This window comes from Nostocoides japonicum T1-X7 (assembly GCF_001046855.1).
In the GTDB taxonomy this organism is placed as follows: Bacteria; Actinomycetota; Actinomycetes; order Actinomycetales; family Dermatophilaceae; genus Nostocoides; species Nostocoides japonicum.
This window is the reverse complement of the sequence record NZ_HF570958.1, coordinates 1357708-1372992: the sequence shown is the minus strand read 5'-3', so window position 1 is coordinate 1372992 and position 15285 is coordinate 1357708. Positions and strand designations below refer to the sequence as shown.

Below are 15285 nucleotides of genomic sequence, written 5' to 3'. Positions count from 1 at the left end.
CAGGGTCAGGACTCCTTGGCCGTCACGAGCTGCTCGACGGCGCCGACGACCCGGGCCTGCCCGGTGGCCGGCACGACGAGGACGACGGGCTCGACGTACGTCACGGTCACCTTCTTCGTCGTCGTGCGGTGGCCGAGGATCCGCGCGACGTCGGCGGGGAGGGTCAGCTGCTTGGCGCTCTTCGACGGGGTGATCGTGTCGACGCGGCTCAGCTGGCCGAAGACGAGGGCGCCACCGCCGGCGAGACGGTAGGCATTCGTCAGGCGCGGCACGGTCACGTGCTTCTGGGCGTACGTGCCGAGCGTGCCGAGCGCCTTGGCCTGGGCGGCGGCGCCGGCGCGCAGGCCGGTCGTGAAGGCGTCCGTCGTCGCGAGGTTCTTCGGCGTGGCCGGCTTCGGGTAGGCCACGGCGCTCGCGAGCTGGCCCAGCGCACCCTGGGGGCTCACGACGAGCCCGGACGCCCTCGTGGCCGGCAGGGCCTCGATCCCGTCGGCCACCCGGCCGAGGCTCGGGACGCTGGCGCGGCTCAGCATCGTCACGGAGGCGGAGACGACGAACGGCGAGCTCGGCCGGGCCGAGACGAGGACCTGGAGGGACCGCCTGCTCGACGCGTCGAGGGTCGTCGTGACCATCGTCCGCGGCCATCCGGAGGTTTTGGCGATGCCGAGGACCTGGGGGACGACCGGCTTGGTGAGGGGGTCGGACCGCGTCGGCGTCTGCTTGCTGCTCACCATCGCCTCGGCGACGGACAGGGCGGAGCCGGTGAGGGTCCTGCGTCGGGCCGCCTCCCCGGCGGCGCCGGTCCCCGTGAGGGCCGCGGAGGCGTCGGCGATGGCGCGCGTCGCGATGTCCTGGGCGGTCTGCTCGTTGAGCGGCGCACCGCCGGTCTGCTCGGCCGGGGCGTCGTGAACGCCGGCGACGCGGTCACCGAGACCGCACCCGCCGACGAGGAGGGCCCCGGCGAGGGCGACCGCGCCGGCGCTCCGCATACCTCTCCTCCTCATGCCGTGACCTCCTCGGGAGTCGCGTCCGCGGGTCGGTCCGGGCGGAGCCGGACGACGAGGACGGCGAGACCGGCCACGAGGACGAGGAACCCGACGACGGCGACGACGAGCGACTCGACGAACCAGGCCCGGTGGGTCCAGGAGACCTCGATCCGGTCGATCGACCCTCCGTCGCCGGACACGACGACCGTCTCGGGTGCGCTCGCCTGGTCGAGGTCGACGACCGTCGGCCCCGAGGCCCGGTGCTCCTGCCGCCAGATCTCGGCTGCCGACGGCGCGACCGGCGACCCCGAGCCCTCGGAGCGGGCGACGAGGGCCCAGTCGCGGACGACGACACCCGTGACCCGCGTCCGCGGCGTCGTGCCGACGAGGGCCGCGACGTCCGAGGGCGCCCCGACGCCGACCCACACCGTGGAGCCCGAGGCCGGGACGACCCGGACGGTCGTCGGCTCGTCGAGCCGGTTGAGCACGGTCGGGCCGAGGACGACGGGGCTGTTCGAGCGCCCGAGCTCGAAGGTCGCCGTGCCGGAGCCGCCGAGGTGGGCGGCGAACCACACTCCGACGACGAGCACGGCGGCGCCCACGAGGGCGAGGGCAGCGCCGAGCAGCTTCTTGGCGAGGTCCACGGGTCGCACTTCCTTGGGTTCGGGGCAGCAGCCCGAGGCGCCCCCGGACCGTGCGATCGACCCCCACGATGACAAAGAGGGGCGGCCGACCTCAAATCCGCCGCCCCCGGACTGCTCCGAGGGGTCGGGCGTCTGCCTCGGCCCCGAGGGACGTGGGAGTGCGCCTGCCGAGTCGGCTCCGCGGCAGGTGCCGGCTTTCCGTGGCCGGATCCGCGGCGGGACCACGACAACCTCACACCTGCCGAGTCGGCCCTGAGGCGGCGGCCGGGCGGGTCAGAAGCGGGCCGGCTCCCGGTAGCTGCCCCACTCGCCGCGCAGAGCGTCACAGATCTCGCCGAGCGTCGCCTCGGCCCGCGCGGCCTCGAGCATCGTCGGGACGAGGTTGGTGTCGGTCCGGGACTCCTCGACGAGACGCGCGAGAGCGGCGCGGACGGCCTGCTCGTCGCGGGTCGCCTTGCGCCGGCCGAGGACGGCGACCTGCTCCCGCTCGACCTCGTGCGACACCCGGAGGATCTCCAGCTCGTGGCTCACCGACGCCTCGTGGACGTTGACGCCGACGACCTTCTTGTCACCCTTCTCCAGGGCCACCTGGTACTGGAATGCCGACTCGGCGATCTCGGACATGAACCAGCCCTCCTCGATGCCCCGGAGGATGCCGGCGGTCATCGGCCACCGCGCGACCGGCATACCGGACCGTTCGCGCATCGCGGCGGCGAGGCCGGCATGGTCGGCGGCCCGCAGGTCGCTGCCGCCCTTCGCGAGGATCCGGTCGAAGACCGCCTCGGCCTCGGCCTCGATCCGGTCGGTGAGCGCCTCGACGTACCACGAGCCGCCGAGGGGATCCGCGACGTTCGTCACACCCGTCTCCTCCATGAGGACCTGCTGGGTGCGCAGCGCGATCTCGGCGGCCTGCTCGGTCGGGAGGGCCAGGGTCTCGTCGAGGGCGTTCGTGTGGAGGCTGTTGGTGCCCCCGAGGACGGCGGCGAGCGCCTCGACGGCGGTGCGGACGACGTTGTTGTAGGGCTGCTGCGCCGTGAGTGACACCCCGGCGGTCTGGGTGTGGAAGCGCAGCCACTGGGCCTTCGCGGTCGTCGCGCCGTAGACGTCGCGCATCCACCGGGCCCAGATCCGGCGCGCGGCACGGAACTTGGCGATCTCCTCGAAGAAGTCGAGGTGGCTGTCGAAGAAGAAGGACAGCCCCGGGGCGAACGTCTCGATGTCGAGGCCGCGCGAGAGGCCGAGCTCGACGTAGCCGAACCCGTCGGCGAGGGTGAAGGCGAGCTCCTGGGCGGCCGTCGACCCTGCCTCGCGGATGTGGTAGCCGGAGACCGAGAGGGGCTTGTAGGCCGGCACCCGCTCGGCGCAGAACTCCATGAGGTCGCCGATGAGGCGCAGGTGCGGCTCGGGGCCGAAGAGCCACTCCTTCTGGGCGATGTACTCCTTGAAGATGTCGGTCTGCAGCGTGCCGTCCAGGGTGCCGATGTCGACGCCCTGGCGCTCCGCGGCGACGAGGTACATGCAGAACACCGGGACCGCGGGGCCGCTGATCGTCATCGACGTCGTCACGTCGCCGAGCGGGATGTCGCGGAAGAGCGTCTCCATGTCGGCGGCGCTGTCGATGGCGACGCCGCAGTGCCCCACCTCGCCGAGCGCCAGCGGGTCGTCGGAGTCGCGGCCCATGAGCGTCGGCATGTCGAAGGCCACCGAGAGACCCCCACCGCCCCGGCCGAGGATCATCCGGTAGCGCTCGTTGGTCTGCTCGGCGTTGCCGAAGCCGGCGAACTGCCGGATCGTCCACGGCCTCCCCCGGTAGCCCGTCGCATACAGCCCGCGCGTGTAGGGGAACTCGCCGGGCCACCCGATGGACTCGGGGATCTCCGAGCCGTCCGCCGGGCCGTAGACCGGGTCGACCTCCATCCCGGAGAGGGTCGTGAAGTCCGCGTCGCGGACCCGTCCGGCCGCCTCCGCCGCGTCGTATGCCGCGCGCCATCGTGCCGCGCCCGGGCTGCGGTCGGCGCTGGGGTCGGGGTCGGGACGGTCGGTCGCTGTCGGGGTCTCCGCGCTCATGGACCCAATTTACTAGGACGTCCTACTATCTGTCACATCGCCGTCGAGGAAGTCGTCGTTGCCCACCCGCACCTCGCGGAGCAGGGCGAAGAGCGCGTCGTGCTGCTCCGGCGTGAGCATCCCGAGGCCGAAGTCGATCTTCTCGAGGTCGCGGGTGACCGCCTCCATCGCCTCCCGCCCCGTGTCGGTGATGACGGCGAACGTGCCGCGACCGTCGTCGGGGTTCGGCACCCGCTCGACGAAGCCCTGTGCCGCGAGCCGCTGGACGATGTTCGTCGCGCTCGTCGGGTGCACCATGAGCCGCTCGCCGACCTTGCTCATCGTCAGCCGGCCCTCGCGGGAGAACGCGAGGAGGACGAGCGCCTCGTAGCGCGCGAAGGTCAGCTCGTGCCGGGCAGCGACCGCGTCGAAGCGGGTGAGCAGCAGCTGCTGGACGCGCATGACGGACGTCGCCGTCGCCATCGACTGCGCCCGTGACCGTGTCCCCCAGCGGCGCCGCCACAGCAGGGCGGCCCGCTCGATCGGGTCGAAGGGCAGCGGACCACGAGGCGACACGGCGGATACCGTATCGGCGGCGCCCGCGGCCCCGTTCGGACCGATCACCACCCGGACCCGGCCCGCTCACGTCCCGTCCGTGCCGGGGCGCCACAGGCGCAGCTCCGGCCGGCCGGTCGTCTCACCCGCTCGCCGCGCCCCGTCGGCGGCGAATCCCGCCTTGGCGTAGAAGGCACGCGCCCGGCCGTTGTCGCGGCGCACCCAGACGAGGACCGGCCGGTCGCCGACGGCGGCCGAGAGGAGATCCGCCGCGAGCCCGGTCCCGTAGGCGTGGGGGACGATGTCGATGGCATACAGCTCCCACGCCGCCGGGGCGAGAGGATCGGTCGGGGGGCCGGCCGAGGCGAACCCGGCGACCTCGCCCGTCGCGTCGCGGGCGACGACGAGGACGGCGTCCGACAGCGCGACCTCACGGACGAGCGTCCAGTCGGACGCGTCCCCGGCCACCTGCTCAGTCCCGGGCGAGGACCTGCTCGACACGGTCGACCTTCGCCGTCAGCTGACCGGTGTACCCGGGGCGGATGTCGGCCTTGAGGACGAGCGATACGCGTGAGCCGTAGCGTTCCATCGCCTCGCAGCACGCCTTGACGACGGCCATGCACTCGTCCCACTCCCCCTCGACCGTCGTGAACATCGCGTCGGTGTGGTTCGGCAGCCCCGAGTCGCGGACGATGCGGACCGCTTCGGCCACGGCGGCGTGGACCGACCCGGTGTCGTCGGAGGTGGACGGGGCGACGGAGAAGGCGACGAGCATGATCCATACCGTATGCCGTGCCCTCGGCGAGTCTCCCGGGGCGGCTACCGCACGAGCCGCAGCGACACCTCCTGCACTCCGAGGCACGATCGGCGGGGCGGCCGCCGTCAGAGATGAGCGAGGTGGTCGTGGACGAGGGCGACGACGGCCGAGCCCTCGCCGCTCGCTGCGGCGACCCGCTTCATCGAGCCGGCCCGGATGTCCCCGGCGACGAAGACGCCCGGCACGGCCGTGCCGAGCGAGACCGGTGGCAGACCGTCGACCCACGAGGCCTCGGGCACGTCGCGGCCGGCGAGGACGAACCCGCGGTCGTCCTGGCATACCTCCTCGGGGACCCAGCCGCAGCTGGGCTCCGCACCGAGCAGGAGATAGAGGCCCTTCGCCTCGACCCGCTCCTCCACGCCGGTCGTGAGGTCCCGCAGGAGAAGCCACTCGAGGTGGCCCTCACCACCGCCACCGACGACGGCGGTGCACGGGCGGACGGTGATCCGGGAGCGGCCGGTGAGCTCGCGGACGAGGTAGTCCGACATCGTGGCCGACAGGTCCGGGCGGCGGATGAGGACGGTGACGCTCCGGGCGAACCGCGACAGGTGGACCGCCGCCTGCCCCGCGCTGTTCCCGCCGCCGACGACGAAGACGGCCTTCTTCTTCATCTCCCGGGCCGTGCTCGTCGCGGCGCCGTAGTTCACGCCCCGCCCGACGAGCTCCTCGACGGCCGGGACCCCGAGGCGGCGGTAGACGACCCCGCTCGCGATGAGGACGGTCCGGCACCGGACCCGCGCCGTGCCGACGTGCACGGTGTGCGCGCCCGCCGGCGAGGCCGCGAGCTCGAGGCGACGGACCGGCCACCCGACGAGGAACCGGGCCCCGAACCGGGTCGCCTGGCCGCGCGCCCGCTGGGCCAGTCGCATACCGGAGATCCCCCGGGGGAAGCCGAGGTAGTTGCGGATCATCGAGCTCGTCCCGGCCTGGCCGCCGATGGCGTCCGCGTCGACGACGAGCGTCGACAGCCCCTCGGACGCGCCGTAGACGGCCGCCGCGAGGCCCGCCGGCCCGGCGCCGACGACGACGAGGTCGTAGACGTGGGAGGGGTCGAGGTCCTCGGGCGAGCCGTACATCGTCCCACCGAGGTCGCCGAGGGTCGGCCGGGACAGGACCGGCCCGCCCATCGCCTGGACGAGGGGGTATGCCGCGTCCGGGCCGGCCGTGGCCCGCAGCTCCCGGCCGATCGGGGAGTCCGGCGCGTAGACCCGGGTGGGGATGCCCATCCGGTCGAGGAAGTCCCGGACCCGGGTCGTCTCCGGGCTCGGGCCGTCGCTCACGACCCGGGCGACGTCGACCTCGGGAGTGTTGACCGACCACCCCCAGTCCGAGAGCAGGTCGATGAGCGCGGCATGGAACTCCTCGTCGCGAGGACCTCGCGGGATCGTGACGTACCCGTCGATCTCGCCGTTCGCGAGGCTCTCTCGCATCGCGGTGACCGACTCGCGGAACCGGTCGGTGGGCACCATGACGAGGCGGCGCGCCGTCGCGAGGACCGGCTGGAGCCATGCGAAGACCTCCATCGCCGTGTGCTCCTCGATGGCGTACTCGCAGACGATCATGGCGACGGGATGCCACTGGGCCATGAAGTCCTTCAGGAGCGCCTTGCCCTCGCGCAGGCTCGGGGGCGCGACGATGTCGTAGTCGCGCGCATACCGCGCCGAGAGCTCCTCGACGATGCGCTCCCGGTGCTCGTCGCCGAGCACGACGATCGCAGGGGTGGGTCGCACGGCCGGCTGGGTCACCTCGCCATCCTCCCTCCTCCCGGCCATCTGCCACCCGATCGGGGCCTGTGCACCACCACCCTGGCCATCTGGCACCCGATCGGGGCCCGTGCACCACCACCCTGGCCATCTGGCACCCGATCGGGGCCTGTGCACCACCCCGACCCGCCCGCGCACACCCACCGACCCCCAGGTGTGGCCATCTGGCACCCGATCGGGGCCTGTGCACCACCACCCTGGCGATCTGGCACCCGATCGGGGCCTGTGCACCACCACCCTGGCCACCTGGCACCCGGTCGGGGCCTGTGCACCACCACCCTGGCGATCTGGCACCCAATCGGGGCCTGTGCACCACCTCCGCGCGACCAGCCGTCGTCCTGGTCAGCTCCGCGACGACATGGTCAGCTCCGCGACGACATGGTCAGCTCCGCGACGACATGGTCAGCTCCGCCGTCCCCGTGGTCAGCTCCGCGACGGGTACACGCCCTCCACGGCGATGCACCAGTTGAGGACGAGGTAGGGCGGCATCGTGCCGAGGGGGAGGCCCTGCCCGCCACCGCCCACCATCGTCGGGCTCATCGCGAGGTCGGCCGTCGTGCCGTACGAGGAGGCGCCGCCGGTGTATGCGGGAAGGGCACCGGCGGGGCTCTTGCCCGTCGCCGCCGACGATGCGGCCACCGTGTGGGTGTGTCCGGGCAGCTGTGCCCCCTGGATCCGCACTGCCTCCCCGCCCCCCGCCTCCCCCATGGACCGTGATGAGAGGCCCGCGCCCTGGCCCTGCCCGAGCGGGGCGCGCCCACGCAGGTCGGGCAGCCCGAAGGTCGTCGTCCCGTTCCCGCCGTACGTCGTGCCGAGCAGGGAGAAGAGCGCGTTGTTCGACGCGATGGCGAGCAGCTGCCCGTTGCACGGCGCCCAGCCGACCGGGGCGAAACCGAAGCCGAACAGGCGAATCTCGCCGATGTACTGGTCCACGACATACCTCCTGGGAGGGCCGGTGACAGCCGCGCTCGTCGCCAGCCAGTGGGATGACTCCGGCACACTCTGGTCAATCCGGCCGGAACCCGACATAGTGTGCACTGGCGACGGAGTGTCCACCAGCCCCCGTCCGCAACGGGACGACACATCTCCGAGGAGGCGGATGGTGAGGACCCAGGCACCGGCTCGTCGGAGCACGGCCGTTCGCTCTCTCCGACGCCCCCTCGTCGTCGTGCCCGCGGTCATCGCCCTCGTCGTCGGCTGGCTCGTCGCCGTGACCCCTGCCGCGTCCGCCGACGGCCCGACGACCTTCAGCAACTCCACCTCGATCGCCATCCCCGCCACCGGGTCGACCGACCAGATGGGTCCCGCCAGCCCCTACCCCTCGACCATCGCGGTCTCCGGGCTCTCGGGCAGCGTGACGAAGGTGACGGTCACCTTCGGCGGGCTCACCCACAGCACGGTCAACGACATCGACGCGATGGTCGTCGCCCCGAGCGGCGAGAACCTCATCGTCATGTCCGACGTCGGCGACCCGTCGACGCTGGCCTTCGCGAACGACGTGAACCTCACCTTCGACGACGCGGCCGCCGGGCCGGTCCCGACGGGCAACATCCCCTCCGGCAGCTACCGGCCGACGAACAACGTCAACGCCGACGGAACCTCCACCGACACCTTCCCCACCCCGGCGCCCACCCCGTCGAACGAGACGACCCTCGCCGGCGCGTTCACGGGCATCGACCCCAACGGCACGTGGCGGCTCTACGTCGTCGACGACGGCTCGGGGGACACCGGCACGATGACGGACGGCTGGTCCCTCACGGTGACGACGGAGACCGCGGCCGTCGCGACGACGACGACCGTCGCGACGTCGCATACACCCTCGACGACAGGCGATCCCGTGACCTTCACGGCGACCGTCCGAGCAGGCGGGACCCCCGTGACGAGCGGCTCGGTGCGGTTCGTCGACGGCACCACGTCGCTCGGCGCACCGGTGGACCTCGGTGGCTCCGGTACCGCGTCCATCACGACGTCGGACCTGACCGAGGGCACCCACGAGATCCGGGCGACCTACTCGGGCGCGACCGGGTTCCTCACGAGCAACGGCACGGTGAGCCAGCGCGTCGACAACGCGACGGTGGCCGACGGGGACACCTTCTGCAACACCGGACCCATCACCGTCCCGAGCGTCGGCGCGGCTCAGCCCTACCCGTCCCACATCACCGTCTCGGGCCAGGCCGGCACCGTCACGAAGGTCACCGCGACGCTCAAGGGGCTCTCCCACCAGGCGCCCATCGACCTCGATGTCATGCTGAGCGGCCCCGACCCGAGCCGCAACCTCCTCCTGCTCAGCGACACCGGCGGCCAGAACCCCGTCAGCGACCTCACCGTCGGCTTCGACGACGACGCGGCGGGAGCGGTCCCCGTGCCCCTCACGAGCGGCACGTTCCGGCCGACCGACGACGACGAGGACGGCGGGTCGGACACCTTCCCCGCCCCGGCTCCCGCGTCGAGCGGAGCGACGACGCTGTCGACCTTCGACGGGTCGAGCGCCGACGGCCAGTGGAGCCTGTGGGTCAACGACGACGCGACCGGCGACTCCGGGTCCATCGCCGACGGATGGTGCCTGACGGTGACCTCGCAGGTGGCGACGCAGACGACCGTCACCGCGGACCCCAACCCCTCGACGTCGGGATCCTCGGTGACCTTCACGGCGACCGTCAACGCCGGGTCCGATCCGGTGACCTCCGGCACGGTCCAGTTCCGTGACGGCGCGGCGGATCTCGGAACGCCGGTGGCGGTCGGCGCGGACGGCACCGCGACCTTCACGACGTCGGACCTCACTGTCGGGAGCCACGCCATCACGGCCGCATACGGGGGGTTCGGGACCTTCGCGGCGAGCAGCGGCTCGGTGACCCAGGTCGTCGAGAAGACCGCGACGACGACCACGCTGACCTCGACCCTCAACCCCTCGACGGTCGGCCAGCCGGTCACCTTCACCGCCGACGTCACCGCCGGGGGCGACCCCGTGACGACGGGGACGGTGACCTTCTCCGTCGACGGGGTCGACGGGGCCCCGACGGCGCTCGGCGGCGACGGCACGGCCACCCTCCTCGTCCCGACCTTCGACGCCGGAACCCACACCGCCGTCGCGCACTACGACGGCTCGGCGACCCTCGCGACGAGCGACGACAGCCTCGACCAGGTCGTCGACCTCGTCGACACGGCGACGACTCTCACCACCGATCCCAATCCCTCGACGGTAGGCCAGTCGGTCACCCTCACGGCGACCGTCACCGCGGGCGGCGACCCGGTCACGAGCGGGACGGTCGAGTTCTTCGATGGGGCCACCAGCCTCGGATCGGCCCCCGTCGTCAGCGGGTCCGCCAGCTTCACGACGACGTCCCCGCTCGCCGTCGGGTCCCACACCCTCACCGCCCGCTACTCCGGCACGTCGACGTATGCCGAGAGCTCGGGTGGCGCGGAGCAGGTCGTCGAGGGCCTCGCGACGGTCACGACGCTCACCTCCAGCGACAACCCCTCGGCAGCCGGCGATCCTGTGGACATCACGGCCACCGTCACCGCGGGGGGCTCGCCGGTCGACGCCGGCACGGTCGTCTTCACCGTCGACGGCGTCGACCGACCGCCGGTCACCGTCGCGTCCGACGGGACCGCCACGACGACCCTCGCGGCACCCACTCCCGGAATGCACTCCGTCCTCGCCGCCTACTCGGGTACCGACATCTACCTGTCGAGCGAGGACAGCCTCGACCAAGGGGTCGCGCCGGAGGCGAACGCGGGCGGCGCGTACGCGGTCGCGGAGGGCGGCACGCTGAGCCTCGACGCGAGTGGCTCCACGACCGGCGCGACCGTCGCGTGGGACCTCAACGACGACGGCGACTTCACCGACGCGACGGGTGTCTCGCCGACGGTGACCTGGGACCAGCTCGAGGCCCTGGGCATCGACGACGGACCGTCGACCCGTACGGTCAGGGCCCGGATCACGCTCGGCTCGCTCACCTCCACGGCGACGACAAGCCTCACGGTGACGAACACCCCTCCGACGGCCACCGTGACGGGCGACCTCATGGCCACCGCCGGGCAGCCATTCACCGTCAAGGTCGGTGCCGAGGACCCCTCGTCGGCCGACCTCGCGGCGTCGTTCACCTACACCGTCGACTGGGGCGACGGCTCCCCCGTCGAGACGGTGACGGGCCCGGCGGATCCGCCTGTCACGCATACGTATGCCACGGCCGGGGACTACTCCGCATCGTTCGTCGCGCAGGACAAGGACGGCGGCACCGGCGAGCCGACATCGGTCACCGTGACAGCGGCTGCGGCCACCACCACGTCGACGAGCAGCACCACCTCGACGAGCACCTCGTCCTCGACGACGAGCTCCACCGGCACGTCGTCGACCGGTCCGACGTCGACGACAGAGCCGTCGCTGCCGTCCTCGACGAGCTCGGGATCGGGGGGATCGCTGGCGTTCACCGGGACGGACACCCTCGGTCCGCTCCTCGTCGCGGCCGTCTTCGTCCTCGCGGGTGCGCTGGCGCTCGGGCTCGCCCGCCGCCGCCGCGGCTCCACCGGCCGCCACGACTGACCCTCGCCCCACCCCGCACCCGCCGACCCTCGACCCTTCGACCCAGCTGGCCATCTGCCACCCGATCGGGGCCTGTGCACCACCTGGCGACCTGCCCATCACGTCCACCTTGGCCATCTGTCACCCGATCGGGGCCTGTGCACCACTCCGCACCCGCCAACCTCGACCCAGCCGACCATCTGCCACCCGATCGGGGCCTGTGCACCACTCCGCACCCGCCGCCGCGGTCCGTCGCGTCGCATACGGCACGCTTGCTCCGTGACACGCGAGGCGACGGCATACGAACGACTCCGGCCGGTGCTCCCGCACGGGGCAGGGCTGACGTCGGACGGCGCCCTGACGATCGGGGGATGCGACGTCCGGGAGCTCGCCGCACGGTTCGGGACGCCGCTCTACGTCTACGACGAGGGTGGCCTGCGCGCGCAGGCGCGTCGATTCGTCGGCGGCATGCGCGAGCGCTGGCCCCGCTCGGAGGTGCTCTTCGCGTCGAAGTCCTTCCCGGCCGTCGCGATGTACCGGCTGGCGTTCGAGGAAGGGCTCGGGGTGGACGTCGCCGGCTACGGCGAGCTCCGGTTCGCGCTCGCCGCAGGCGTACCCGCCGAGCGGATCCACGTGCACGGCAACGCCAAGACCGACGCGGAGCTGCGGCTGGCTGTCGAATCCGGAGTCGGCATGGTCGTCGTCGACGGGCCGGACGACGTCGTGCGGCTCGCCGCGCTCGGTCGCGCCGGCTGCCTCGGGTCGCGCGGTCTCGACGTCCTCGTGCGCGTCATCCCGGCCGTCGACCCGACGACGCACGCCTCACAGTCCACGGGCGGGTCGGGCTCGAAGTTCGGCATTCCGCTCGGCCAGCTGCCGGCCCTCGTCGAGCGGATCGAGTCCGTGTCCACGCTGCGGATGCGCGGCGTCCACCTGCACATCGGCTCGCAGGTCTTCGAGCCGGAGTCCTTCGCCGAGGCGGTGCGGGCCGTCGGAGCAGCCGGTTCCTTCCCGGTCTACGACGTCGGCGGCGGGTACGGCGTGCGCTACACGCTCGAGGAGCCCGAGGTCCCCCTCGAGGCGTTCCTCGATGCCGTGACGGACGCCGCTCGTACGGTTCTCCCTGGCGAGGCGACACTGTCCATCGAGCCCGGGCGGTCCCTCGTCGCGCGGGCCGGCGTGATCCTCTACACGGTGACGACGGTGAAGCGCACCGGCCACACGTTCGTCGCCGTCGACGGGGGCATCGGGGACTACCCCGATATCGCGATGACGGGCCAACGGTGCGAGGCCCTCGTCGCGGACCGGGCCGGTGACCCGCTCGGCGAGCCGGTCCACCTCGTCGGGAGGCAGTGCGAGTCGGGCGACCTCATCCGGGCCGACTACCCCATGGCCGACCCCCGGGTCGGCGACCTCGTCACGATGACGACGGCGGGGGCGTACGGATACACGCTCGCTAACACCTACAACGGCGCCGTCCGGCCGGCGGTCGTCTTCTGCACCGACGGCCGCGCCCGGGAGGTCGTCCGCCGGGAGACCGTCGAGTCCCAGCTGGCCCTCCAGCACCTCCCCTGACCGACCGCGCACCTCCGACCGACCCTCCCGCCTGGCGGTCTGGCACCCGATCGGGGCCTCTGCACCACCGTGTGCGGAGCCTGTGGATAACGACAGAGGAAAAGTCGGCTCGTGCGCCACTCTTGGCATATGGCGCAGCGACTCGACCTCGACACCCTTCGGCCCTTCACCGCCGCTCAGGCGCGCGAAGCCGGTCTACACCATCGCATCCTGTGCAGCGACGCCTACCGCAAGATGTTCACCGGGGTCTACATCGATGCCTCGGTCCCGGACACCATCGTCGTCCGCACGCGGGCCGCGCTGCTCGTCGCACCGGCCCGGGCGACCGTCAGTCATGCCACGGCGGCCCGGCTGTGGGGCGCGACGAACGTCAAGGACTCACGGATCCACCTCGCATACACCAGGGATGTCCACTCGCGGACGGACGGCATACTCACCCATCGCTTCAAGGAGCCGTTCGCGACGTGCCACCGGCACGGCCTCCCGGTCACCACGCCCGAGCAGACCTTCGTGCACTGCGCCGTGGGACTCGATCTCGTCGACCTCGTGGCTCTCGGGGACCGGCTCGTCAAGCGCGGTCCGGATGCGGTGACCACGGTCGAGGGACTTCGGACGTATGCGGAGATGTGGCACCGGCAGGGTGGAGTCAACGCTCGGCGCGCTGCCGAGCTCGTTCGGCCCCGGGTGGACTCGGTGTCGGAGACCTTCCTTCGGCTGCTCATCGTGCTCGCGGGCCTGCCCGAGCCGATCGTCAACGAGAGCCTCCTCCACCCGGACGGATCCGTGCGCTACCGCCTGGACCTCTCCTACCCGGAGCAGCTGCTCGCCATCGAGTACGACGGGCACTGGCACGAGACGCCCGAGCAGGTGCTGCACGACAACGCCCGCCGGGCCGAGCTGACGACGGAGGGGTGGCGGTTCGAGGTCGTTCGCTCCGATGACCTCTACGAGGCGCCCGAGCAGACCCTTGAGCGGCTTCGCTGCGCAATGCGCGAACGGGACGTGCCGGTGCCCCACGCGCTCTCCCATCGCTGGAGGCGGTATTTCGCCGATCACGCCGCCGTGGCCTGAGCCCGCAGCACGAAGCGAAGTGGTGCACAGACCCCGATCGGGTGGCAGACCGCCACGCCGCCGCCCGCCGCCGGACGGGTGGGTCATCGGCAAGATGGCGCACAGACCCCGATCGGGTGCCAGACCGCCGCCGCCGCCCGCCGCCGGAGACCGCCACGCCGCCCGCCGCCGGAGGGGTGGGTCATCGGCAAGGTGGTGCACAGACCCCGATCGGGTGGCAGACCGCCACGCCGCCGGCCGCCGCCGGACGGGTGGGTCATGGGCGAGGTGGTGCACAGACCCCGATCGGGTGGCAGACCGCCACGTCGCCGGCCGCCCTGGGCGGGGCGTGGGGATCGGGGAGCCAGCGCAGGGAGCCCGCGGGGGAGCCAGCGCGGGGAGTCAGGTGAGGGCGGCGAGGACGGAGTCGGCGGCGGCGTAGGGATCGGTCGTCCCGTCGACGACCTTCCCGGCGAGCGTCGAGAGCCGGGCGTCGGCCCGCAGGTCGCCCATTCGCGAGCGCAGCTCCTCGAGGACGATCGCCGAGACCTCCTCGGCGGCCCGCTCGACCCGCCGGCGCCGCAGCGCGTCGTGGGCCGTGAGCCAGGCCAGGTGCTTGTCGATCGCCTCCATGACCTCCTCGATCCCGGCACCGGACGACGCGACGGTCTTGACGACCGGCGGCCGCCACAGCCCCGGCGCGGTGCGGTCGCCGAGCGAGATCATGTGCCGGATGTCGCGAACCGTCGCGTCCGCCCCGTCGCGGTCGGCCTTGTTGACGACGAACACGTCGCCCACCTCGAGGATCCCCGCCTTGGCCGCCTGGATGCCGTCGCCCATGCCGGGGGCCAGGAGGACGAGCGTCGTGTCGGCCGTCGCGGCGATCTCGACCTCCGACTGCCCGACGCCGACCGTCTCGACGAGGACGACGGCGCACCCCGCCGCGTCGAGGACCCGGACGGCCTGGGGCGTCGTCCGCGACAGGCCGCCGAGGTGCCCCCGCGAGGCCATCGAGCGGATGTACACCTCGGGGTCGAGCGCGTGGTCCTGCATCCGGACGCGGTCGCCGAGGAGCGCGCCTCCGGAGAACGGGGACGTCGGGTCGACGGCGAGCACCCCCACCCGCAGGCCACGGGCGCGGTATGCCGAGACGAGGGCGCTCGTCGTCGTCGACTTCCCGACACCCGGCGCACCCGTGATGCCGATGACATACGCCCGGCCGGTGTAGGGAGCGAGGGCGGCCATGACGGTCCGCAGCGCCGGGTGCCCGTCCTCGACGAGGGACACGAGGCGGGCGACGGCGCGCGGCGACCCGTCCCGGGCCGCC

General features: G+C 72.7%; 12 protein-coding genes. 3 read left to right on the top strand and 9 right to left on the bottom strand.

Annotated features, from left to right (window positions below; translation table 11 throughout):
• Positions 1–5: 5 nt before the first annotated feature.
• From BN12_RS06260 to BN12_RS06225, 8 genes are all read right to left on the bottom strand, one after another.
• Positions 6–989: a hypothetical protein gene (locus BN12_RS06260; protein WP_048550960.1), complete on the bottom strand. Its 984-nt coding sequence runs from the start codon at positions 987–989 to the stop codon at positions 6–8.
• 11 nt (positions 990–1000) lie between these two features.
• Complete coding sequence (locus BN12_RS06255) at positions 1001–1630, bottom strand: hypothetical protein (protein ID WP_048550958.1); 630 nt, start codon at positions 1628–1630, stop codon at positions 1001–1003.
• Positions 1631–1903: 273 nt separating this feature from the next.
• Complete coding sequence (locus BN12_RS06250; RefSeq protein ID WP_048550956.1) at positions 1904–3697, bottom strand: acyl-CoA mutase large subunit family protein; 1794 nt, start codon at positions 3695–3697, stop codon at positions 1904–1906.
• 12 nt (positions 3698–3709) lie between these two features.
• Positions 3710–4252, bottom strand: a complete 543-nt coding sequence (locus BN12_RS06245) for a MarR family winged helix-turn-helix transcriptional regulator (RefSeq protein WP_048556055.1) — start codon at positions 4250–4252, stop codon at positions 3710–3712.
• Between the two features lie 66 nt (positions 4253–4318).
• Entirely contained in the window at positions 4319–4699 is a 381-nt protein-coding gene (locus tag BN12_RS06240; protein WP_053079965.1) for a GNAT family N-acetyltransferase, read from the bottom strand.
• Between the two features lie 4 nt (positions 4700–4703).
• The gene (locus tag BN12_RS06235; protein ID WP_048550953.1) at positions 4704–5006 is read right to left on the bottom strand and encodes a thiamine-binding protein; all 303 of its coding nucleotides are present in this window, start codon (positions 5004–5006) and stop codon (positions 4704–4706) included.
• Between the two features lie 107 nt (positions 5007–5113).
• Entirely contained in the window at positions 5114–6793 is a 1680-nt protein-coding gene (locus tag BN12_RS06230; protein ID WP_235432315.1) for an FAD-dependent oxidoreductase, read from the bottom strand.
• A 441-nt stretch (positions 6794–7234) separates the two neighbouring features.
• Positions 7235–7744 carry a phage tail protein gene (locus BN12_RS06225; RefSeq protein ID WP_048550949.1) on the bottom strand — a complete coding sequence of 170 codons (510 nt, stop codon included), beginning with the start codon at positions 7742–7744 and terminating at the stop codon, positions 7235–7237.
• A 235-nt stretch (positions 7745–7979) separates the two neighbouring features.
• Here BN12_RS06225 and BN12_RS06220 point away from each other — a divergent pair, with 235 nt between their 5' ends.
• The 3 genes from BN12_RS06220 (at position 7980) to BN12_RS06210 (ending at position 13979) form a co-directional block, all read left to right on the top strand.
• Positions 7980–11354, top strand: coding sequence for an Ig-like domain repeat protein (locus tag BN12_RS06220; RefSeq protein WP_162233056.1), 3375 nt, complete (start codon positions 7980–7982; stop codon positions 11352–11354).
• Positions 11355–11612: 258 nt separating this feature from the next.
• Positions 11613–12908, top strand: coding sequence for a diaminopimelate decarboxylase (gene lysA, locus BN12_RS06215; protein WP_048550945.1), 1296 nt, complete (start codon positions 11613–11615; stop codon positions 12906–12908).
• Between the two features lie 129 nt (positions 12909–13037).
• Entirely contained in the window at positions 13038–13979 is a 942-nt protein-coding gene (locus tag BN12_RS06210) for an endonuclease domain-containing protein (protein WP_048550942.1), read from the top strand.
• A gap of 381 nt (positions 13980–14360) precedes the next feature.
• On the opposite strand, the gene meaB is transcribed toward BN12_RS06210, so the two are convergent.
• Positions 14361–15285: methylmalonyl Co-A mutase-associated GTPase MeaB (meaB, locus tag BN12_RS06205; protein ID WP_048550940.1), on the bottom strand; the 925-nt coding region annotated here is incomplete at its 5' end.

What these genes read in the sequence shown, in the direction of transcription:
- BN12_RS06260 (WP_048550960.1), bottom strand. Translation starts at nt 989, where the DNA reads ATGCGGAGCGCCGGCGCGGTCGCCCTCGCCGGGGCCCTCCTCGTCGGC.
- BN12_RS06235 (WP_048550953.1), bottom strand. Translation starts at nt 5,006, where the DNA reads ATGCTCGTCGCCTTCTCCGTCGCCCCGTCCACCTCCGACGACACCGGG.
- BN12_RS06250 (WP_048550956.1), bottom strand. Translation starts at nt 3,697, where the DNA reads ATGAGCGCGGAGACCCCGACAGCGACCGACCGTCCCGACCCCGACCCC.
- BN12_RS06210 (WP_048550942.1), top strand. Translation starts at nt 13,038, where the DNA reads ATGGCGCAGCGACTCGACCTCGACACCCTTCGGCCCTTCACCGCCGCT.